We start from the raw sequence: 20255 nt of genomic DNA on the forward strand, positions 1-20255 counted from the left end.
GGGGTTCAGCGGATGGTGGAACCGGCGTCGACCGGCATCGCGATACCGGTGATGTAGCGGGCCTCGTCGGAGGCGAGGAACGACAGGACGTTGCTGACGTCGACGGACTCGATGCGGGTGACCGGCAGGCTGTTCATGAACACCGGCCCGAGGTCGGGCCGTCCGGCCAGCAGCTCGGGCAGCACCTCGGAGTGCCCCTGCGCGGTGTCCACGCCGGTCGGCAGGACGACGTTCACGCGGACGTTGCGGTCGGCCAGTTCCAGCGCGAGCGACCGGCACACCCCGATCAGCGCGTGCTTGCTGGCCACGTAGGGCAGGTAGAACGGCAGGCCGACGACGCTGCCGGTGGATCCGGTGATGACGATGCTGCCGCCACCGGCGGCGACCAGGTGCGGAATCGCCGCGGCGCAGGTATGCCACACACCGGTGAGGTTGACGTCGAGCGTCGTCCGCCAGACCTCGGCGGTCAGCTCCTCGTGCGGTTGCACCGTGCAGATCGAGGCGTTGGCGGCGACGACGTCCAGCCTCCCGAGCTTCCGCACGCCTTCGGCGACCACGGCTTCGACGGCCTTCGCGTCGCGCACGTCCGCTTTGGCCGCGTGGATCCGGCGCCCTTGGGCTTCGACCTGCCGGACCGTCTCCGCGAGCCCGGCGTCGTCGCCCATCTCGTAGGCCACGCAGTCGAGCTGTTCGCAGATGTCGAGCGCGATGATGTCGGCGCCCTCGGCGGCCAGCTGCACGGCGTGGCTACGGCCCTGCCCCTGCGCAGCTCCCGTGATGAACGCGACCTTGCCCGCCAGTTTCATCCTCGCGCCTTCCTCTCGAACGGATTCCCTCTGTTGCAGCAAGTTCAGCTGCGCAGTCCACTGTGGTCGATGCGGCGGGCCATCGAGTCGGCGAGCGCGCGGTCCAGCAGTTCGAAGACCTGCCCCAGCGGATCGCGGTGGTAGGTGGCGCCCGCCGGGCAGATCCCGCGCCGCACTCCGGCCATCCACACCGGCGCGCCCGCCCGCTCCAACTCACCCGCCGCGCTCGCCAGGTCGTCGACCACGAATCCCAGGTGGTGGATTCCCGGAACGGGCGTCCAGATCTCGGACCCGCGCACCTCCCGGAGCAGTTCGAGGTGCGGCGGTCCCGGGGTGAGCCCGATGCGCTGCACCACGGTCTGCTCGATCCCGCGAATCCGGCAGGTGAAGCGGGTTTCGTCGAACAGCGCGACCGGCGTGCCGTAGATACGCTCCACGTCGGCAGCGGCCTGCTCGATGTCGGCCACGACGACGCCGACGTGATGCAGATCGGCCAGCGAGAAGCACTTGTCCAGGGATTCGTTCCGGCCCGTCACCGACACCACCGGCCTTCCGTTCCGGCCCTCCGACGGACCGACGCGAGGCAGTATTACTCCCTAGCGAGCGCTTGGTCAATACGTCGGCATCCGGCGATGCGGCCCCCGGAGTAGAGCGAAAACCCCTACTCGCCAGTCACTTTGGCTGTACCCAGCGAACTCGATTGACCCCGGCGCGATCGGCGCTCTAAACTCGATTGAGCAAGCGCTCAATCGCCGAGAGGAGGCGGATGACCGCCGTCGAGCTCCGCCGGACCGACATCCTGCACGCCTCCGCCGAGCTGTTCGCCGACAAGGGCGTCGCATCGACCACCGTGCGCCAGATCGCCGCCCGGGTCGGGGTGCGCTCCGGCGCGCTGTACCACTACTTCCCGTCGAAGAACGCGATCGCGCGCGAGGTCGTCACCAACTACCTGGAGCAGCTGAAGGCCCGCTACGACGAGGCCGCACCGCGCGGGCTCAACCCGCGCGAGCGCCTGCGCGCCATCGTGGAGGTGTCGCTGCGCACCGCAGAGGAGAACCCGCACGCCACGATCGTCTACCAGAACGAACTGCCCAACCTCCGCGACGATCCCGGCTACCAGGACGCGAAGAAGCTGGCCGACGCCGCCCAGCAGGTGTGGCTGGAAGCGATCGACGACGGCAAGCGAGCCGGGGTCTTCCGCGAAGACGTTCCCACCAAGGTCTTCCACCGCTTCATCCGGGACGCGGTCTGGCTCTCCGTCAAGTGGCGCCACCCGGAAGACGCCTACACCGCAGAAGACCTGACCAGGGACTGCATGAAGATCTTCCTCGACGGCTTCGCAACCTGACCGAGGATGGCGCGGGCAGCTGGCCCCGCCCCCGCTGACAGCGGAACCCGGAAACCGCCCGCGACGGCCGAAGCGACTGCCCCGGCCGTGCGTTCGGCGGGGTTCAGGTGCCGGTGGGCGTCGCTCGGTCGCTGGAGGGGTGCACGAGATCGATGTAGGCCTGCGGCAGCTCGTCGAACGGCACCTCGGTGACGCTGACCGGCCCGGAGCTGTACGAGTCCTCGCCTCGCACCAGGCCGTTCTCGTCGACCGGCCACAGGATCACCTGCCGGTGGACGACGAGGTAGTCGGCCGACTCGTCGCCCACCGGGATCCCGCTCCGGGCGGCGTGGGAACCGGGGTAGAGCATCTTCAGGAACCCTTCGGTGACCACGCAGTGGTCGTCGACCACCAGCCGGTCCAGGGCGAACTCGAGGATGTTGGTCCGGGTCTCGAGGAATTCCGCGTAATACGTCCGAACCCCTTCGAAGCCTTCCGGGCCGACGTCCTGGCCGCCCTGCCAGAAGTGGTAGTTCGGCGTGGGGCTCAACGTCGCCATCAGGCGGTCCAGGTCCGGTTCGGCTTCCGCCTTCATGTGTTCGAGCACGATGCCGAGGACGACGCGGTGCCGCTCGTCGGTCGTGACGGCGAGGCGCTTCTCGAGCAGTTCCCAGGTGCGGCTGGGATCGATGACGGCCACGGGGCGTTCCCTTCTGCGGGAGCGGATGTCACGCCAGATCGTGGCCCCGGAACGTCGCCGGATCACCCGACGCGCGTCGGCAGGTTCGACCGGTTCCCCCGACGCGCGTCGGAGGAGCTCAGAAGGTCTCGCCGAACACCGCCGAGGAGGCCAGCTCGGTCGACGACAGCGTCACCCGGCGGACCATGAGCACCAGGGTCGCCTTGAACCGGTCCATCGGATCCGCCAGATCCCACCCCATCTCCGCTTCCAGGTGCGCCAGCCTGGCCGCGACGGTGCTGTGGTGGACGTGCATCTCCTCGGCGGTGCGCCGGAGCGATCCGAAGACGCAGTAGGCCTCCAAGGTGGCCACCTCCTGCTCACCGCCCGGAGACGTCGCGATCGCGTTGATCCGCGCCGCATCAGGATCGTTGAGCAGGCGTTTCAGCGGCAGTTCGGCCAACAGCTCCAGGGAGCCGAGCGCGCCGTAGGACACCGCTCGCCGCCCGTACCGGGTGGAGGACGCGAAGCGCAGCGCTCGACGCGCCTGCTTCCACGACGCAGGCGCCGCGTACACGCTCATCCGGCCGCCGATCCCCACCCACGGGCCGCGAAGGCCACCGGTACCGCTGAGCGCCATCGGGTGCTCGGCGACGATCGCGGCGTGCAGGCCCTCGGCCAGCTCCCCGTCGTCCGAGTCGTCCTGCAGGAGCACCGCGGTCAAGTTCCCGACCTCGACCGAATGCACGAGGCGACCCGGGCAGCTGCGCGCGACCAGGTCCAGAGCGGCCTTGCTCGACGCCGCGGAGACGGCCAGCGCGCGCACCTCGCGGGACGTGTCCAGCCCGAGCAGGCCGACTGCCCGAACCCGGTCCTCGCGCCGTTCCTTGTCGGAGAGCACCACTTCCAGCAGCGCCGGGTGCCCCAGCCGCGGCCCACCTCCCGACCGCGGCGCCGCGACGCGCAAGGTGTGCTGGAGCCGGTCGAGGAGGAGCGAATCGAGCGGGTGCTCGGCATCGGCGGCGCGTTCGAGCCAGACGGCCGGTTCCGCGGACTTCGGCGTCGGGGGGAAGCTCTCGTCGAGCGGATCGCCCAACGCCCCGTACCTGATCACCGTGCCCGAGGCCCACCGCGCACCGACCGGGCACTCCGCGAGCAGCGCGGCGGACCGCACGAGAGCGTCGGCGTTCGCGGCGGATTCGCTGAGCACGTCGAAGTACGCGATCAACCGGAACATCGACAGCGCATCGGAAGCCAGCCCGGACATCCGCAACTGCTCGTCCGCCGGCACGTCGGGCACCGCAACCTCCTGGTTCTCGGCGGCATGACCTCGCGGGCACTGATGGTAAGGACTCCCGCGCCAAACACCCGATTCGCGGATATCGGTAGAACCGGGCAGTCGCTATACCGAAGTGACACGCCGCTTCGAGCGAGATGAAAACGGCCGGGACAGGCAGGGGTCGACGATGATCAGTGCGTCCGGTAGAAGAGTGCTCCGCTCGGTGATAGCCCTGTTCGTCGTGGCGCAGCTGGCCACGACGGGCACCGCGTCCGCTTCGATGGCCGGTTCGGTGTCGGCGGGCGAGTTCATCCACGTCTACGACCCGTCGGTCGGCGAGGCCGAGCAGTGGTACTACAACGACCACGCGATGATCCTGGACGCGGCCACCGGTGTGTGGCACGTCTACGCCATCACCCACGCCGAACCGGCCGATCCCCTGGACGAGAAGCAGTTCGGGCACGCCACGGCCCCCTCGCCGCGAGGTCCCTGGACGAAGCAGCCGTTCGCGCTGACCGCGGACCCGGCCGCCGGCGAGAGCCACATCTGGGCACCGCACGTGGTCTTCGCCAACGGCGTCTACCACATGTTCTACGCCGCGGGCACCCCCGACCACACGGCCTACCGGATGCACCTCGCTACCTCCACCGACCTGTGGAACTGGACCCGCAGCGCGGCCAACCCGCTGTTCACCGACGGATTCGACGCCAGAGACCCCATGGTCACCAGGGTCGGCGTCCTGTGGGTCATGTACTACACCGCGACCAGCGCTCCTTCCGGTGGGAACCACCAGGTGGCCTACCGGACCAGCCTGGACCTGGTGCACTGGAGCGAGAAGCGGGTCGCTTTCGAGCACCCGGCCTCGGGCACCTTCGGAGGCCCCACCGAATCCCCGTTCGTCGTACGGCGCCCGGACGGCTGGTACCTGTTCGTGTGCTGCGACCCCGGCTACAAGGACACCCGGGTCTACTCCAGCACGAACCCATTCCGCTTCTCTGTGGACAGACCGGCCGGTCACATCAACGCCCACGCCTCCGAGATCGTCACCGAACCCGACGGCACGACCTCGATCACCAGCGCCGGCTGGGGAGAAGGCGGCCTGCACCTCGCACCGGTGCAGTGGTCGAGGCGCTGACCGGACCGCACCTCTGCCACGTCCGGCAGGTCGCGGTCCGGCATGCGTCCTTCGACCCTGGTCCCCGAACCCCGCGCGGCACAGACTCGAACTGGACGAAAGTCGCACGCACTCGAGGAGGATCGATGACGCTCGAAGTCAAGGACCTCGGCAAGCCGGACGAGTCGCGCACGTTCGAGCACGGCGAGCTGGACATCGTCGAGCTTCCCGGGGTGACCGTCGGACGCACCGTGCTGCACCCCGGCTGGCGCTGGTCGAACGACGTCAAGCCGATCGTGCAGACCGAAAGCTGCCAGCAGGCCCACACCATGTACGTCCTGTCCGGCAGGCTGCACATCGTGATGGACGACGGCCAGGAAAGCGAGATCAGCACCGGCGAGACCGGCGTCGTCTCCCCCGGGCACGACGCATGGGTCGTCGGCGACGAGGACTACATCGCGATCGACTGGTCCGGCGCCGCCACCTACGCGGCACCGCCACGATGACCGCTCGCTCCCGGGCGGTCGTGCCTCGCTTCCCCGCCCGAGTTCGGTGAGGAATTGCCGTCCGCGGCCTCGGCGATCAGAAGGCGTCCACGTACACGTACACCCGGTCGAAGCGGAGAGCGGCCAGATCGGCGCGGCGAATCACCCAGTGGAAGAGGCCCGCCTCCAGCTCGTCGCAGTCGTCGTCACCGCGCCAGGTGGCCAGCAGCGCCCACTCGTCGCCGTCCGCGGCGGGCAGCGGCACGTCCTCCTGGGCCGCCTCGACCGGATCCCAGTTGAAGAGAATCGGCTCACCGCCGAGCTGGAATCGCCAGCGGGGGCGCCAGCCGACCGCGTGCGACCAGGCCGACTCCAGCTCGGCGACCCGCTGCGACTCCTCGTCGTCGTCCTCCTCGTGCCAAGGCCACGACCACTGGTGGAAGCAGAAGTCCAGTCGGGCACGGCGGTAGGTGCTCAACCCGTCGTCCGGGGTGGCCAGATCTTCCGTCGCCGGCTGGCCGGCCGGTAGGTAGCGCACGGCGTCGGCGACCACTGCCCCGGTGCCCGGCGCGGGGTCGGCGAAGAACAGCAGTCGGCCCTCGGTGGGCAGCGGCAGGTCCGTCGCTCCGAGCGGCAGGGCCGCGCAGTCGACGGCCGCGACGAACGCGGCCTTCGGAGCCGGGGCGCCCTCGGGCAGCGGTGGATTCCCGCCGGTGAGCGCGACTTTCGGGCCGGGGCCGTCCGCAGCGAGGTAGATCGCAGTGCGGGCGGTGCGGATGTACGCCTCCACCTCGGCAGCCGGAATGCCCCGTGCGGCGGCCTCGGCACGGAAGCGAGCGGCCCTCGCCTCGTGGGTTTCGTCAGTGATCGCCGTGTCTGTCATGGGCAGAATCTATGGCCTGTCACTCGGCTGACCGATCCAGCCCCCCTCGTGCGGGCAAGACGAATGCGAGCGAGAACTGGTCGGCGATCTGGGAGATCGCCGCATGGTTGCCGCACGGATCGGAGCGACCAGCGCCCGATGTCATCAGCTGCGCGATGTCGGAGGTACGGAGGTCGTGCGTTCGAGCTCTGCGATCCGGGCGTGGGCGGCGGCCAGGTCGCGTTCGAGCCTGGTGATGCGGCAGGAGGCGGCGAGGACGGTGAGCCCGGAGTCGAGGAGTTCGCGGACGCGGGCGGCGAGGACGAGCTCGGTGCGGCTGTAGCGGCGGTGCCCGCCGGTGGAGCGGTCGGGCGCCAGCAGGCCGGCGGCATCGAGGCTGCGCAGGAATTCCGGCGTGACACCGAGCATGTCGGCCGCGCGCCCCATCGTGTAGGCGGGGTAGTCGTCGTCGAACGCGTTGGCTGCCCGGCTGGTCGGGGGATGATCGGTCATACCCACCTCACGCGATGTGCGAGCGGGGAACGTCCAGGCCCGCAGCGGCTGCGGACCTGGACGTGGGCGTCATCGGGTTCCGCCTTCGATGACCTTGCGGCCGCTGCCGTGGCCGACTTCGATGCGCCGCGGCTTGGCCCGCTCGGCCACCGGCAAGGTCACCGTGAGGACCCCGTCGGTGTAGTCGGCTCGGATGTTGTCCACATCCAGGCCGCTGCCGAGGGAGAGCTGGCGGGAGAAGGTACCGCGGGGCCGTTCGGCGGTCAGGTAGCTGACCTCGGAATCGCCCTCCCCGGTCGGGCGCCCTTGGCGCTGGGCGCGCACGGTCAGGGTGTTGTTCTCCGCGCTGACTTCCAGGGTTTCGGGGTCGATGCCGGGCAGGTCGAACTCGACGACGTACTCGTCCCCGGCCCGGTAGGCGTCCATGGCCATCGTCTGCGGTGCCCGGGCGCTGCCGAACACCTCACTGGTCAGCCGGTTAAGATCGCGGAAGAACGGATCGAACGCCAACGTCATCACTGACCACTCCTGTCACGCATGTTCGTCGATTCAACACGTGATCGGAAGCGGAGTGCGGAGGAACGGCCCGGAATCCGGACGCACCCGGCCGGCACTCCGCAGGAGCAATGAACGCCAGTTCCTCACCCCCTTGTTTGTGCTGGTAGGCCTCTTGCCAACAGCCTTGCACCAATTATTCTGAAACCGTCACTGCAATTTTTGCAAGGCCACTGGGCCACATTCTTTATCGGCACGTGGTGAGGTATTCGCCAGTGGAAGGTGGTGTGCATAGCGATGGCTGCGCGGCATGTGATCTACCGGAGCGAACTGGACCAGCCGCTGCGGTGGCGCGGCTATGCGGCGAGCACGGACGGCATCCCCGTCCACGTGCGCGCGGACTCGCTGGGACAGGCCCAACAGCTCATGGCTGCCACCGTCGCGGGCAACGGCCAGCGGTCGGAATGGGTGGAGCACACCGAGCACGCGGCCGGTGATGGCTTGTGGGTGCGCGAAGCCTTCGACGACAGGGTCCTGGAGCGCGATCACGCCACCCGAGTCCTGATGGAGGCGCTCGGCGATCAGCGACTGCGAGCCCGCCTGGCCACCCTGCCCGCCTGCCGGATCGGCGGAGTGCCCGTGGTCGTGGGCGCACCCGGCGACACCGTCGACTGGATCCAGGGCCAGCACGACGGACACGGTGCCCTGATCGTGGCCGCGGCGGTGACCAACCACTGGTTGTGGTGGAACGCGCTGGTCCCCGCCGACCGCGCCGCCGAAACCGACCTGCCCGTCGCAGGCAGCCTGACCGACCTCGAACTGACCGACCCGGAAGCCACCCTCGACGACTGGATGGCCGCGATCGACTCCGCCCGACTGGTCCTGCTCGACCCCAGCACGCACCACCCGGTGCCCCGCCCCAGAAGTCCCGAAGGGCAGCACAGCAACGCCAGGCTCGAACACCGCTGAGCCGACGTCCGCCACGGAAGGTGCTCGGCGACGGCTGTCTGGGCGGCGTGCGGTCGCCCAGCTCGCGCCACCCGAGCGTGGCCAGCACTCACCGGGCGTTCGCCGAGCACGTCCGCGGAGACGTCGAGCGGACGTCAACGTATGCGTTGACATCGCATCCGTCAACGCATACGTTGACGGTGTGAAGTACATCGACCCCGCCACCGCGGGAGAGCCACCCGCCATCACCCAGTCCGTCGCCGCGCTGCGCATGATGGCCGGGGCGCACGAGACCGTGAACCACGCCGAGCTCACCCTCATCGAGTCGGTCATCGACAACGGCTGGACGTGGGAACGTCTGGGCTCGGTCTACGGCGACCGCTCCAAGCAGGCCATGCAGCAGCACTACAAGCGGCGCGGCGGAGAGCGGAACTGGCGGGAGCGACCGGCCGGGCCGGACGGTCAGGCCGCGGTGCGGGACGCGATGCAGCGGGTGATCCTGAACTTCCGCGCCATCGATGAAGCCCTCACGCACACGATGAGTGACGCGGTGTGGAACGAACGCGATCCCGAGCAGGAGGCGGAGCGCCGCCGGTCGCCGATCGCGCGCCTGACCGACAGCGCGGAGGAGCTCGTCCAGCTCGTCACCAACCGCGTGCACGCCGAGGTCGACGCGAAGACCGTCGAGGGCAAGCGCACCGTGATCGACAAGGTGATCGCGGGGATCGAGCAGCACCGCGACACGCTCGACGAAACCCTCACCGAGCTGCAACGCCTCCGAGCCGAACTAGACGATCCACCGGCGGACCACCGGTGATTAGCGCACGAGCCGGTCGCGAAGCAGCCGCCGCCCTGGTCGCTCGAGGAACAACAACAGGTCGCTCGGAACGCGAGGAAAGGGCCGGGGGAAGGGTTCCGTCATAGCCGAGGGTCACGGTGAGCACGCCAGGAACGACTTCGACCTGGTCTCACGAGCCGATCGTCCGGCGCGTGCTCATCGCCTCCTCTCATAGCGGGTCAGCACCACGCCACCGGAGAACGTCCGCGTCTCCACGAGGTTCAGGTTCACCCAGCTGTCCAGCGCGGTGAAGAACGGCGTGCCGCCGCCCACCATGACCGGCGCGGTGACCAGCACGTACTCGTCGATCAGCCCGGCCCGCATGGCAGCCCCGGCGAGCGTCGCACCGCCGATGTCCATCGGGCCCGCGTCCTCGGCCTTGAGCCGGGTGATCTCGGCGACCGCGTCGCCGGTGACCAGGCGGGTGTTCCAGTCGACCTGGTCGATCGTCGAGGAGAACACCACCTTCGGCATGTCCCGCCAGCGGCGGGCGAACTCGACCACCGCCGGGGCGGCGCCGGGCTGCTTGTCGGCGGTCGGCCAGTGGGAGCTCATCGCCTCCCACAGCTTGCGCCCGTACAGCGCCAGGCCCGTCGCCGCCACCCGGTCGGACCACCACTGGAACAGCTCGTCGCTCGGCGACGAGTCCGGTCCCTCACCCCCGCTTCAGCCGAGGTCGTCGCCGGGCGCGGCGATGTAGCCGTCCAAGGTCACGTTCATCCCGAAGGTCAGTTTCCGCATGGCATCAGCCTCCCGTGAGTCGATCTCACACGTACGGACGGGCGCGGCGCGAAAACCTGATCGGTGCGCGCTCTGCGTCCGCAGCCGGTCCTCGCGTTCCGCGTGAAGGAGATCCGGGAACAGGCGCGATGCGCAACCGGCTCCGGAACCGGATGCGGCCCGGGAGCCGTGGTGGTGACCATCGACCGCAGCCGCGGACGCCGTGCAGCCCCGGTCGGCATCGCGGCCCCGCGATGCTGTCCGCACCCGACTTCTCCGCCTGTGTCAGGCTACGGGCATGGCTCTGCCTCATGATGATGTTGATCCCGGTGGCCTGCTCGAGTACTCCGTGGTGTTCACCGACTACTCGCTGAACCACATGTCCCAGCGCTTCGTGGACGTGATGCAGGGCATCGTCGATGTCCTGCGCACCACCTACCGAGCGCACAGCGTCGCGCTGGTGCCCGGAGGCGGCACCTACGGCATGGAGGCCGTCGCCCGCCAGCTCGCGACTGGCCGCCGCTGCCTCGTGGTGCGCAACGGGCTCTTCTCCTACCGCTGGTCGCAGATCCTCGAAATGGGCTCGATCGCGCAGGAACACGCGGTGTGCCGGGCACGACCGGTCGATTCGTCGCATCAGGCCCCGTGGCAGCCGGCGCCGATCGACGAGGTCGTCGCCGTCATCCGCGAGCAGCAGCCCGATGTGGTCTTCGCGCCGCACGTCGAGACCGCCGCGGGCATGCTGCTGCCGGACGACTACGTCCGCCGCCTGGCCGAGGCCACCCACGAGGCCGGTGGTCTGCTGGTCCTGGACTGCATCGCCTCCGGGGCGCTCTGGGTCGACATGACCGATCTCGGCGTCGACGTCCTGCTGAGCGCGCCGCAGAAGGGCTGGAGCGGATCGCCCTGCGCCAGCTACGTCATGCTCAGCGAGGCCGGCCGCGCCGCGGTCGAGGCGAGCACGTCGACGAGCTTCTCCGCTGACCTGAAGAAGTGGCTGTCGATCGCCGACGCCTACACCCGGGGCCAGACCCCCTACCACGCGACCATGCCGACCGACACCCTCGCGCACAACCTGGAACTCATGCTCGCGACCCGCGATCGCGGGCTCGAGGACCTCCGCGCCGCGCAAGTCGACCTCGGCAGCCGAGTGCGCGCGCTCCTCGCTGAGCACGGGCTCCCCTCGGTGGCCACCGACGAGTTCGCCGCCCCCAGCGTGGTCGTCGTCCACACCGACGACCCGGAGCTGCGCAGCGGTGCCCGCTTCAAGGAAGCAGGCATCCAGATCGCGGCCGGTGTGCCACTGCACTGCGACGAGCCGGCTGATTTCTCCACCTTCCGCATCGGCCTGTTCGGACTCGACAAGCTCGGCGACGTCGAGGGAACCCTGGCCCGGCTCCGGACGGGGCTGGACAAGGTCGGCCGATGACCACCCCTTGATCAGCCCGCTCGCGCCCCAGGGCTCTTCCGCCGCATCCGCGCGGGGACGGTGAGGCCACCGCGGATGCGCTCCCGGTCGGCGGCGATCAGGACGTCGGTTCCTGTTCGGCGCCGACCGGGTGAGTCCAGCGACAGACCGGTCGTTCGCCACGATCGACCGGCGGGTTGGGCTGTCAGCCGGTTCCCGGCCGCACGCCGCGGAAGATGTGGACCTCTGCGACGAGGGCGTCTTCGGCCGTTCCGGACAACGCTGGCCCGGTGGTGACCGCAAGCCCCAGCTGCGGCAGTTCGACACCCCCGACCGCCAGCCGTCCAGCCACCAGCAGCAACGACCGGACACCCGCGCGCCAGGCGATCTCGCCGTGGCACCGCCGCACCTGGACATCACCGCGGCAACGGCCGCGCGGCGTCATCAGGTTGAGCACCCGCGCCGGTTCGGTCAGGCCGCGCACGGCCACCGCGGCCTCGCCCGGGAACCGGACCTGCTGATACCGGGTCGCGCGGTGCGTGCGGCCGTCGACGGTGAGCTCGAAACATCCGCCGACGACCGGGGTGAAGACGCGCTCGACACCGTCGAAGCGGGAGAAGGGCCCGTCCTCACCGAGATCGGCCAGGCTCAGCCGCCATTCGAAGTCATCCCCCGCGCCGCAACCGGACGGCTCCGCCCACAACTCCCGCGTGATCCCCCTGCCGTTGCGCCACGGCTTCGGTTCCACGTCCTCCGGATCTACGACGATCATGCCTGCTGCGAGGCCAGCGCGGCGGAGAGCCTGCCGCCCAGGACGGCGATCGCCTCCGCGTCGCCCGGCACCTCCGGTTTCCAGGGCAGCACCAGGCGGTCCTTGGCCTTGTCGGTGTACCGGGGGATCACGTGCAGGTGGAAGTGGAACACCGACTGCCACGCATCAGCGCCGCAGCAGTTGAGCAGGTTCACCCCGTCAGCACCGAACGCTCCAGCCGCTGCCTTGGCGACGCGCTGCGCGGCCAAGGTGACGGCGGTCAGGTCATCGGCCGGGATCTCGAACAGGTCCTTGCTGTGCCGCTTGGGAACCACCAGCAGGTGACCGTCCGAGGCCGGGTTGATGTCCATGAACGCGCAAGTCGTCTCGTCCTCGGCCACCTTCACGCTCGGGACGTCACCGGCCACGATGCCGCAGAACACGCACTGATCACTCACGCAGCCGAGCTTAACCGGCCGATCAACGCGTTCGGCGCCACCGATCCGCTGGCAAGCCCGGCTGCTCATCGACGCCGGACGGCCCCCGCCGACATGGTCCTCTCCCAGTTCGATGGCACCTGGCGAGATTCCCGGGCCGCTGGTCGGCAGATCACTTCACCACGCGCTGCCGAAGTTGTCGTCATCGCTGCGGCGGACCAGCGCATCGAGCGCTGAACCTGCGGCCCCTCTGAGCCCAAACAAAGTCCACAGTAGACGGCGACAGCCGCCGTGGCGCTGTCGCACTCGGTTGATCGCCAGTTGCTCCCGCGCATGGGCGGTGAGCACTTGCCAGAACGTGAACGCAAGGGGCAGTCGCACCGCCGGATGTACAGGCCCACCAGAACGAGGGCTGCGCTGGCGCAGAACGGAGCGCTGCAGCACCACGTCCCGACGAACGTGTCCGAGCCGAGTCCGCCCAACGCGAATACGCCCGACGACGCATGCACCCCGATCGGACAGTTTCGGCACCAACCAGCGCAGGGTGGGACTACGCAGTTGCTAGCCCGAGGCCCCGACTTCTTCTTGAGCCTTTCGCGGGCTGTCGACCCGCCGGCGTCGCACCAACAAGCACGAGACGGCGCCGACCGCGATCACGACGATGGGCACCGCCAGGGTCGGCCGCATCGCGTGGACGACCCCGTGCTCGAACACCGACGCCGCCGTCTGCTGGATGTGCTGGGTGAGGCTCGTCGGCGTTCCCGGCGGCGGTTGGAACGCCGTACCGTACTGCCCGGCACCGACCTCCAGACCGCCCTTGGCGGCGTTGTCGAAGGCGGCCACGAACTGGCCGCGGACGCTCTCCGGAAGGTCGGTGGCTTGCTTGGCCGCTTCGTCCTGTAGCGAGGCGGCCAAGCGGTTCTGCAGCACAGCGCCGACCGCGGCGCTGCCGATGACCGTGCCGATCTGTCGGATCGTGTTCAGCACACCAGAGGCGGCCCCGGCCATCTCGGGCTTCACGTTGTACATCGCGACTGTGACCATCGGGCCGAACACGCACCCAATGCCCACTCCGGTGACGAGCAGCGCCGGTTGGAATTCCCACCACGCGCGGCCGACATCGGTGGCCCAGGCGAGCCCGGCCATGCCGCCCGCGAACAGGGTCAGGCCGCTCATCAGGACGTACTTGCCACCGAACCGATCCGCCATCCGGCCCGCGACCGGTGACAGGACCGCCGACACCACCATCGCAGGCGCCATCACCAGACCGGCCTTGAGCGCGCTGAAGCCCAGCACCGACTGCAGGTAGATCATCACCGGCAGGAACAGGCCGAGCATCCCGACCTGGACTGTCGCGGACACGAAGCTCATGACCGCGAAGTTTCGGTCGTGGAAGAGCACGAAGGGCAGCAGCGGTTCACCGTGCTGCCGACTGCGCTGGTGGACCAGGAACACCACCAGCAGCAGCACGGCCCCGCCGAGCAACGCCCAGATCCCGGCGTTCCAGTCGTACCGCTGACCCTCGGTGAGCGCGAAGGTCAGGCACACCAGCGTTGCGGCGGCGAGCACGACGCCCAGGACGTCCAGCCTGCGGCGGGCTCCGTGCCGGACATCCGGCACGAGCGCGACTGCCATCGCGAGCACGATCGCGCCGATCGGGACGTTGACGAAGAAGATCCAGCGCCAGCCGACCGTGCTGACCAAGAGCCCGCCGAGTGTGGGCCCGGAGATCGTGGCCACGCCCGCGACCGCGCCCCAAACGCCGAGCGCCGTGCCCCGACGCTCGGCCGGGAACGTGGCCATGATGATCGTCATCGTCTGCGGCACCAGCGCTGCCGCACCCAGGCCCTGCAGGGCGCGGGCGGCGATGAGCTGCGCCGGATCCTGCGACAGGCCGCACAGCACGGACGCCACCGTGAACAGCGCGACGCCCCCGATGAACATGGTTCGTGGCCCACGCACATCCCCCAGCCGACCGGACGTGATCAGCAACGCGGCGAGGGCGAGGATGTAGATGTTGATCACCCACAACACCTCGTCCAGTGACGCGTGGAGGGTGTCGATCATGCTGGGGATGGCGACGTTGACGGCCGTCAGATCCAGCAGTGTGAGGAAGAAGCCCAGGCTGAGCGTCAGCAGCACCGCCCAGGGATTGCCGCGCCATTTGGTCATTCGAATCCCACCATTTGTTGCTCGCATCTTGTTGCTCGCATCCCACGGCCGGCGGCGGAAAGCGCCGCCATCGGGCGGGGTCAACAGGCCTGCTGCTCCGGATGCCTCGGCCGGCGCCCCGCATTCAGCCCAGTTTCGTGTGGCACTGCGCCCGCAGGCGCCTGATCGAACCCCCGCGCAGGCTGGACGGCGCCGAGCCGGAAGGCGAGCGCCCTGGGGGCGCCCGGGCGCGGGCTGCTCCGGAAAACCGCGAAGCGGCTCGCCGGCCTGACAACCGGTCGTGTTCGGCATCCGTCATACGCAGCCGGTGCATCCCGGGCGCCCTCGTCTCCACCGGTTCGCCGGCGAGCAGGTCGAAACAGGCCCAGGAATCACAGCGCAGGGCACAGGGGCGACCGAAGAAATGGGCGTCAGTTCTTGATGGGGGCCTGCAGGCTCCACAGCCGCCCGTCGGGATCCCGGACGGTCATCTCCCGGGTCCCGTAATGGGTGTCCTCGAACGGGATGACCACCTCGACGGCAGGATCGGGCCGGAACCCGTCCGCATCGGGCACCCTCAGCGCGACCTGAACCCCGGGCTCTCGGTCCTCGGGGACCTCCGCAACGACGAGATAAGTCCCCTCGCCGTTGCGGAACACGCCGGAACCATCGCCGGCGGAGACCTCCAGTTCGAAACCCAGCGCCTGGAAGAACTTCGCGGCCTTCCCCCAGTTGTGGGTCTCCAGGAAAACCGCCTCGATCCCTTCGGTTGCCATGTCACGACTCCTTTTCGGAAGAGTGCTGTCGCTGCCCGTGAGCGTCGTCGAGGTAGGCGCGCAACGCGTCGGCGACCAACGCCGACAAGGACATGCCTTCCTCGATCGCGTGATGCTTGACCTGCCTGATCAGCCCCACAGGCAGGTACACGTTGAACTGCTTGACCTCCGCATCACCCATGCACCGATGCTAGCATGCTAGCAACCTAGATGGCATAGGGTTGCACATGTCTGCTTTGCGGCCAACCCGCACGATCCGGTTGTCATCCGCTCCGGCGAGGCCGAAAAGCCGCCCGAGATCGGTCACCATCTACTGACTGGCGCCACGGTGCGCTCAGCTCACGGCGCCGATGGCGCGGTCCTGCATCGGCACGACCACTCGCCCGAAATATTCTTCGTCGTCGACGGGACGATCGAGATGCTCGTGGGACCGGGTAACACTTCCTGGTCGCCCCACCCGGCTGCGCTCACGCCTTCCGCGCCGACCCGAACGCCACCCGTGTCCATGACTGAGCCAGGAGGTTGCCATTCCGCTGCGGCTGGAGGTGTCATTCGCCTCGTAGGCGGTGAGAACCGGCCGAAGCGGCGCTGCACGCCGTCGACGAGATCATGTTGCACTCCCACGCAGGGGCGGTGAGAACGCGGCCGGGCCCGGTGTGACCCTGTCCGCGACATGCCGCGGGCCGGAGCCGAGTCCTGCGGCTCTTGGCCGGTTTCCGGCCACCCGATCAGACCGCGCGGCCGATCACGACTCGGCGAGTTCGGCGAGCCGGTCCAGAGAAGCCCGGAGCCTGTCCGAAGTCGTGGCGCGGGCGCGGGCCAGGCGCTTCTCGTCGGTCAAGCGCGACCAGTCATAGGTGTGCCTGACCTTGGTGCGCCCCTCGCCGGCCGGCTCCAGCTCCCACCGCCAAAGGTGCCCGGGTGGTTGCTGGCCCGGTTCCGACGGCAGCCAGGCGATGCGACGTCCCTCTTCGAACTCCACCACGCGGTTCTCCCGGACGCTGCCCTGGGTGAGCGTCACCGTGAACACCTCTCCAGTGGCGCGCACGCGCTGACCTTCGGAAGCCTCGGCGAGATTGTCGTTGCCATCCCACAGCGGCTGTTGCGCCGGATCGGCGATCAGTTCGAAGATCCGCTCCGCACTGGCGGCGATCTCCCGGTAGCTGGTCACGACATTCGGGGACTGGCTGTTGGAGGTCACCGCTCGATTGAAGCACCCCAGAACTGCAACCAGAAGTCCTGGAACCCCCACGCTCAGGCGGAACGGGGATCGTTGGGGCCTGCAGCGGGAACGATGTCGCCACCATTTGGGCGGCCGCAATGGTGCCCTCCCGGGCTATGACGAGGAAGGAGACCGTGCCCTCGCGACCCTTCCTTCCGCCTGGTCCCGGCTGGCAACGTCATACGCAACCGCCACGTCTTCCCGGCCGCCAGGAGTAGTGGGGTTCATGCGAAAACAGGACCAGGAACCGACCAGCACATCCCGGTCGCGGCCACGGCGAGCGCCCACGCAGGCCGCCGCCCCGGCGCCAGTGCCTGTCCACCCTGCGATGTCCCTGGCACCGCAGGCGTTCCTGCACCTGCAGCGCACCGTCGGCAACGCCGCCGTGGCCCACCTCATCGAAGCCCAGCGATGTGAGGGTGATGACCTTCGCGAAGACAACGACCAGCCCGTGCAGCGCTCGGCGGTGCCCGACGTCCTGCACTCGCCAGGCCGTCCCCTCGACGACAACACCCGCACCGAGATGGAAGCCCGACTCGGTGCGGACTTCTCCGACGTCCGCATGCACACCGACACGGCCGCTCAACGCTCCGCGGCCGAGATCGGCGCGTGCCTACAGCTCCGGCCATCACATCGTCGCCGGCACTGCCAGCCTGGACAAGCACACCCTGGCGCACGAACTCAGCCACGTCCTGCAACAGCGCTCCGGCCCGGTTGCGGGCACGGACAACGGCGCCGGACTGAGTATCAGCGACCCCACCGACCGCTTCGAGCAGGAGGCGGAGGCCAACGCACGACAGGTGATGTCCCAGGGGATGCCCTCCGTGCGGGACACGGAACGCCCGCAGCACGCGGCAGATTGGAGAGAAGCTGGCCGAACAGTGTCCCCGAGCGCCCAGCCGGAAGCACACGCGGATGCCACGCAGAGCGGAAGTGACCGGATCCAGCGGACGACGATAAAAACCAAGACCAAGCGCAAGGATAAAGAAACCAAGACCAGGAGGAAGCAGACACGTCGCAAGAATGCGAGCGATAAAGCATCCGACAAACTCGTGAAAGATTTCGCCAATCTCACGATCGCCGGGAAGAAGACGAAGGGCGAGACGGTTGCCGAACTCATGAAGAAAGAGCTGAGGCACCGCGGATGGAAGCCGTACGGCGCTACTCGAACCCTCACCATGCATTACACGGTCAATGCGGAAAACCCCGCCGAGGCGGCGAAGGAAGAGAACCTCAAACCCCCGGGCAGGGCGAAAATCTACGGCGGGAGCGAGAACACCGTGCCACCGAAGTCGTTCAAGAACGATCGGGCCAAGCAGGCCATCCGGTGGATCTCGACGCTCGCGTTGAACTATCTCAACGACCTGAAAAAGCACCCAGAGGAGGTGCAAGCCACCCTCCACAACAAGGTGCTGTACATCTCGTCCAACACGAACGCCGCCAACAACGTGCTGCGGCAGCTTGCCGAGAAGAAGGCGACCGGAACGGAGTTCCTGAAGGAACTGATTGAGGCAAACGACAGAGGAAGCCTCAACGAACGGCAGGAACGGCACAAGAACAAGGCCCGCGACCGGCTAACCGAGGAGGCGAATCCGGAGGCCTACGCCGAGATTCGGGAGGCCCTCACCGCAAAGCCCGTAGTGCCCGAGAACGCCAAACCGGACGGCAAGCATGCGGAACGCCGACTGGCCGACAAGGTCGGGCGGAACGCCATACTCACCGGCCCGACCGCGGGCACGAAGCGGCCGTGCGTTGCCTGCTACGTCGACCTCTTCCAGGGCGCGCCCGGAATACGCCCCGGCCCGTACTGGCCGAGCAAAGCAGCCAACGTCGGCTTCGACAACTACAGCCCGCTCGGCGTCCGGGCCCTCGCGGATGAGATCCACCGTGCCATCGTCCGTGCGGGCGGCACCTTCGCGTCGATCCAACTCCAGTGCCCCGAGCACAAGACCAAGGTGAAAGGCGAGGCCAGCGACGTGGAGATGGACGCGGCCGACGAGACGTCTGCCGCCGGTGCGGCTGCGGGCGGCCGCAAGAAGCGGGCCAGCAAGAACCGGGTGCATTTTGACACGAACACGTCGTCTGAAAGTTCGGCCGGCGAGGAAGAGTGACGTGAGGAGCACAACGCGACTGTCGTGAGTCCGGACCAAATGCAGTGGGCGGTGCTTGGAAGCAACGCTCTCCAAGAGCCTGGATGCGCGGCGCGACGCACGTGCATCGACAAGAATAGGACGGCGACGCAGGTAGCGCACCGTCGTGGAATGCCCGGCCGAAACCGTGACCACGGCAACCGGTCACCACACGACGAGCGCGTCAATCCGACAGACACCTCCAACCAGCGCCACCGGCGAGCTATACGACGACCTGTGCCCACACCTTCGTGATCATCACGAGCACCCCCGACGTAGCGCCACAGCCACATCAACAGCGGCCCATGACACAACCCAGTTCGCCCAGACAGGTGCCGATCCCGATCAGGCTCAGCCCGGCCCCATTTCGTCCAGACAGAGGTCAGCCCAAAAACCCCCAAAAATCGCCGAAATCCGAGACAGGCCCCTCCGGAGTGATCACCGAAGAACCACGACCATACGCAAAAAAGCCCGTTGACATCCACTTACGTGCCGATCAATGGGCTCTTCTCTCCGTCGGGATGACAGGATTTGAACCTGCGGCCCCTTGACTCCAGCTAAAGCGAGGGACAGCGGCATGCTCAAACTCATTCTTCGAGGTCACCACACAGTCTACTAGGCGAAGTAAAGGAGTCCACGGCACCAACTCCGCAGCCGCTTCACCACCCGGATCACAGCTAGGCGTCGGCCGACCAGCCTTGGAGACTTCCGCAGTACGCCGTGACCAGGCGGCGGCTGACCTGCTCCTCGGAGAGGACGACGGTGCTCATGAGGTCGAAGAGCTCGCGCGGGGCGCACAGGATGTTCCAGAGGAACATTCCTTCGTCGCCCGGCGGGTCCGGGATGCCGAGCTCCGTGGCTGCCTCGGTGATCGGGCTTTCGAGGGTTTCGGCCTGGACCGTGAGGTAGCGCGCTCCGGAGCGGAGCCTGGCCACGCAGCCCTCGTCGGACCGGGTGTGCACCATCGCTCGGCCGTGTTTGACGACCAGGTGGACCCACTCAGCGCTCACCTCGGAGAGCAGCGCCACGCCGCGGCTCTCGGGCTTCTGGCTGGAACTTCAGCAGACGGAGCCCGACATTGCACCCGAATTCGGCGAGGATCTCGTCGATCGAGCTGAAGTGGCGGTACGCCCTGGCCGTGGCGACTTCAGCGCGCTCGGCCACGTCGGTCATCTTCACCGTGGTTCCGCGCCTGTTGACGAGGAACGCCGCCGACTTGATCAGCCGCCGCCGGTTTCGTTCCGCATCACTGCGCACGATCCGCCTGCTCCCGGTCTCCGTCGTCATGGCCCACTGGTCGTCCCGTTCCAGCAGT

The 20255-nt window shown here is 68.4% G+C and carries 21 protein-coding genes and 2 pseudogenes; 7 read left to right on the top strand and 16 right to left on the bottom strand.

Annotated features, from left to right (window positions below; translation table 11 throughout):
* Window positions 1-5: 5 nt before the first annotated feature.
* Together C4T78_RS04680 and C4T78_RS04685 are read right to left on the bottom strand one after the other, a co-directional pair.
* Window positions 6-806: a mycofactocin-coupled SDR family oxidoreductase gene (locus C4T78_RS04680; RefSeq protein WP_218161449.1), complete on the bottom strand. Its 801-nt coding sequence runs from the start codon at window positions 804-806 to the stop codon at window positions 6-8.
* A 44-nt stretch (window positions 807-850) separates the two neighbouring features.
* Window positions 851-1342 (bottom strand): VOC family protein, encoded by a 492-nt coding sequence (locus C4T78_RS04685; RefSeq protein ID WP_218161448.1) that lies wholly within the window; start codon window positions 1340-1342, stop codon window positions 851-853.
* A 230-nt stretch (window positions 1343-1572) separates the two neighbouring features.
* On the opposite strand from C4T78_RS04685, the gene C4T78_RS04690 reads away from it, so the two are divergent.
* Window positions 1573-2154, top strand: a complete 582-nt coding sequence (locus tag C4T78_RS04690) for a TetR/AcrR family transcriptional regulator (protein WP_093346799.1) — start codon at window positions 1573-1575, stop codon at window positions 2152-2154.
* 103 nt (window positions 2155-2257) lie between these two features.
* On the opposite strand, the gene C4T78_RS04695 is transcribed toward C4T78_RS04690, so the two are convergent.
* A complete protein-coding gene (locus tag C4T78_RS04695) occupies window positions 2258-2833 on the bottom strand; it encodes a nuclear transport factor 2 family protein (protein ID WP_093346795.1) in 576 nt (191 codons plus the stop codon).
* Between the two features lie 118 nt (window positions 2834-2951).
* Entirely contained in the window at window positions 2952-4112 is a 1161-nt protein-coding gene (locus C4T78_RS04700; RefSeq protein WP_218161447.1) for a PucR family transcriptional regulator, read from the bottom strand.
* A 166-nt stretch (window positions 4113-4278) separates the two neighbouring features.
* Between C4T78_RS04700 and C4T78_RS04705 the strand changes: the two genes are divergently transcribed.
* Entirely contained in the window at window positions 4279-5226 is a 948-nt protein-coding gene (locus tag C4T78_RS04705) for a glycoside hydrolase family protein (RefSeq protein ID WP_107916144.1), read from the top strand.
* Window positions 5227-5351: 125 nt separating this feature from the next.
* Window positions 5352-5711: a cupin domain-containing protein gene (locus tag C4T78_RS04710; protein WP_093346792.1), complete on the top strand. Its 360-nt coding sequence runs from the start codon at window positions 5352-5354 to the stop codon at window positions 5709-5711.
* 76 nt (window positions 5712-5787) lie between these two features.
* Here C4T78_RS04710 and C4T78_RS04715 read toward each other — a convergent pair whose 3' ends face one another.
* The 3 genes from C4T78_RS04715 to C4T78_RS04725 form a co-directional block, all read right to left on the bottom strand.
* A complete protein-coding gene (locus tag C4T78_RS04715; RefSeq protein WP_093346789.1) occupies window positions 5788-6573 on the bottom strand; it encodes a DUF1963 domain-containing protein in 786 nt (261 codons plus the stop codon).
* A gap of 144 nt (window positions 6574-6717) precedes the next feature.
* Window positions 6718-7065, bottom strand: a complete 348-nt coding sequence (locus C4T78_RS04720; protein ID WP_093346787.1) for a MerR family transcriptional regulator — start codon at window positions 7063-7065, stop codon at window positions 6718-6720.
* A gap of 69 nt (window positions 7066-7134) precedes the next feature.
* Window positions 7135-7581, bottom strand: a complete 447-nt coding sequence (locus C4T78_RS04725; protein ID WP_093346784.1) for an Hsp20/alpha crystallin family protein — start codon at window positions 7579-7581, stop codon at window positions 7135-7137.
* A gap of 276 nt (window positions 7582-7857) precedes the next feature.
* Between C4T78_RS04725 and C4T78_RS04730 the strand changes: the two genes are divergently transcribed.
* Both C4T78_RS04730 and C4T78_RS04735 read left to right on the top strand, forming a co-directional pair.
* On the top strand, window positions 7858-8529 hold the full coding sequence (locus C4T78_RS04730; protein ID WP_143185730.1) for a hypothetical protein: 672 nt from the start codon (window positions 7858-7860) through the stop codon (window positions 8527-8529).
* Window positions 8530-8710: 181 nt separating this feature from the next.
* Window positions 8711-9325: a hypothetical protein gene (locus C4T78_RS04735; protein WP_093346779.1), complete on the top strand. Its 615-nt coding sequence runs from the start codon at window positions 8711-8713 to the stop codon at window positions 9323-9325.
* A 177-nt stretch (window positions 9326-9502) separates the two neighbouring features.
* On the opposite strand, the pseudogene C4T78_RS04740 reads toward C4T78_RS04735, so the two are convergent.
* A pseudogene (locus C4T78_RS04740) lies at window positions 9503-10087 on the bottom strand (dihydrofolate reductase family protein).
* A gap of 277 nt (window positions 10088-10364) precedes the next feature.
* On the opposite strand from C4T78_RS04740, the gene C4T78_RS04745 reads away from it, so the two are divergent.
* Window positions 10365-11495 (top strand): pyridoxal-phosphate-dependent aminotransferase family protein, encoded by a 1131-nt coding sequence (locus C4T78_RS04745; RefSeq protein ID WP_093346777.1) that lies wholly within the window; start codon window positions 10365-10367, stop codon window positions 11493-11495.
* A gap of 184 nt (window positions 11496-11679) precedes the next feature.
* Here C4T78_RS04745 and C4T78_RS04750 read toward each other — a convergent pair whose 3' ends face one another.
* The 6 genes from C4T78_RS04750 to C4T78_RS04775 all read right to left on the bottom strand — a co-directional run bounded on the left by C4T78_RS04750 (window position 11680) and on the right by C4T78_RS04775 (window position 16790).
* Entirely contained in the window at window positions 11680-12246 is a 567-nt protein-coding gene (locus tag C4T78_RS04750) for a HutD/Ves family protein (RefSeq protein ID WP_093346774.1), read from the bottom strand.
* Window positions 12243-12683: an HIT family protein gene (locus tag C4T78_RS04755; protein ID WP_093346772.1), complete on the bottom strand. Its 441-nt coding sequence runs from the start codon at window positions 12681-12683 to the stop codon at window positions 12243-12245. Before C4T78_RS04755 ends, C4T78_RS04750 begins: the two co-directional genes overlap by 4 nt.
* A gap of 540 nt (window positions 12684-13223) precedes the next feature.
* Complete coding sequence (locus C4T78_RS04760) at window positions 13224-14918, bottom strand: MFS transporter (protein ID WP_218161446.1); 1695 nt, start codon at window positions 14916-14918, stop codon at window positions 13224-13226.
* A 326-nt stretch (window positions 14919-15244) separates the two neighbouring features.
* Complete coding sequence (locus C4T78_RS04765) at window positions 15245-15589, bottom strand: VOC family protein (protein WP_093346766.1); 345 nt, start codon at window positions 15587-15589, stop codon at window positions 15245-15247.
* A gap of 1 nt (window position 15590) precedes the next feature.
* Complete coding sequence (locus C4T78_RS04770) at window positions 15591-15770, bottom strand: ribbon-helix-helix domain-containing protein (protein ID WP_093346763.1); 180 nt, start codon at window positions 15768-15770, stop codon at window positions 15591-15593.
* Window positions 15771-16334: 564 nt separating this feature from the next.
* Window positions 16335-16790, bottom strand: coding sequence for an SRPBCC family protein (locus tag C4T78_RS04775; RefSeq protein WP_093346761.1), 456 nt, complete (start codon window positions 16788-16790; stop codon window positions 16335-16337).
* Window positions 16791-17334: 544 nt separating this feature from the next.
* Here C4T78_RS04775 and C4T78_RS04780 point away from each other — a divergent pair.
* Window positions 17335-18922 (top strand): annotated as a pseudogene (locus C4T78_RS04780) (eCIS core domain-containing protein).
* Between the two features lie 695 nt (window positions 18923-19617).
* Here the strand turns inward: C4T78_RS04780 and C4T78_RS04785 are convergent.
* On the bottom strand, window positions 19618-19950 hold the full coding sequence (locus C4T78_RS04785; RefSeq protein WP_143185729.1) for a hypothetical protein: 333 nt from the start codon (window positions 19948-19950) through the stop codon (window positions 19618-19620).
* Window positions 19940-20255, bottom strand: a 316-nt coding sequence (locus C4T78_RS04790) for a TetR family transcriptional regulator (protein WP_181138254.1), incomplete at its 5' end; no start/stop codon positions are given. The genes C4T78_RS04790 and C4T78_RS04785, both read right to left, overlap by 11 nt.

The sequence above is a fragment of the Saccharopolyspora kobensis genome (genome assembly GCF_900108315.1).
GTDB classification, from domain to species: domain Bacteria; phylum Actinomycetota; class Actinomycetes; order Mycobacteriales; family Pseudonocardiaceae; genus Saccharopolyspora; species Saccharopolyspora kobensis.

What these genes read in the sequence shown, in the direction of transcription:
- C4T78_RS04680 (WP_218161449.1), bottom strand. Translation starts at nt 806, where the DNA reads ATGAAACTGGCGGGCAAGGTCGCGTTCATCACGGGAGCTGCGCAGGGG.
- C4T78_RS04690 (WP_093346799.1), top strand. Translation starts at nt 1,573, where the DNA reads ATGACCGCCGTCGAGCTCCGCCGGACCGACATCCTGCACGCCTCCGCC.
- C4T78_RS04705 (WP_107916144.1), top strand. Translation starts at nt 4,279, where the DNA reads ATGATCAGTGCGTCCGGTAGAAGAGTGCTCCGCTCGGTGATAGCCCTG.
- C4T78_RS04710 (WP_093346792.1), top strand. Translation starts at nt 5,352, where the DNA reads ATGACGCTCGAAGTCAAGGACCTCGGCAAGCCGGACGAGTCGCGCACG.
- C4T78_RS04715 (WP_093346789.1), bottom strand. Translation starts at nt 6,573, where the DNA reads ATGACAGACACGGCGATCACTGACGAAACCCACGAGGCGAGGGCCGCT.
- C4T78_RS04720 (WP_093346787.1), bottom strand. Translation starts at nt 7,065, where the DNA reads ATGACCGATCATCCCCCGACCAGCCGGGCAGCCAACGCGTTCGACGAC.
- C4T78_RS04725 (WP_093346784.1), bottom strand. Translation starts at nt 7,581, where the DNA reads ATGACGTTGGCGTTCGATCCGTTCTTCCGCGATCTTAACCGGCTGACC.
- C4T78_RS04730 (WP_143185730.1), top strand. Translation starts at nt 7,858, where the DNA reads ATGGCTGCGCGGCATGTGATCTACCGGAGCGAACTGGACCAGCCGCTG.
- C4T78_RS04745 (WP_093346777.1), top strand. Translation starts at nt 10,365, where the DNA reads ATGGCTCTGCCTCATGATGATGTTGATCCCGGTGGCCTGCTCGAGTAC.
- C4T78_RS04750 (WP_093346774.1), bottom strand. Translation starts at nt 12,246, where the DNA reads ATGATCGTCGTAGATCCGGAGGACGTGGAACCGAAGCCGTGGCGCAAC.
- C4T78_RS04765 (WP_093346766.1), bottom strand. Translation starts at nt 15,589, where the DNA reads ATGGCAACCGAAGGGATCGAGGCGGTTTTCCTGGAGACCCACAACTGG.
- C4T78_RS04770 (WP_093346763.1), bottom strand. Translation starts at nt 15,770, where the DNA reads ATGGGTGATGCGGAGGTCAAGCAGTTCAACGTGTACCTGCCTGTGGGG.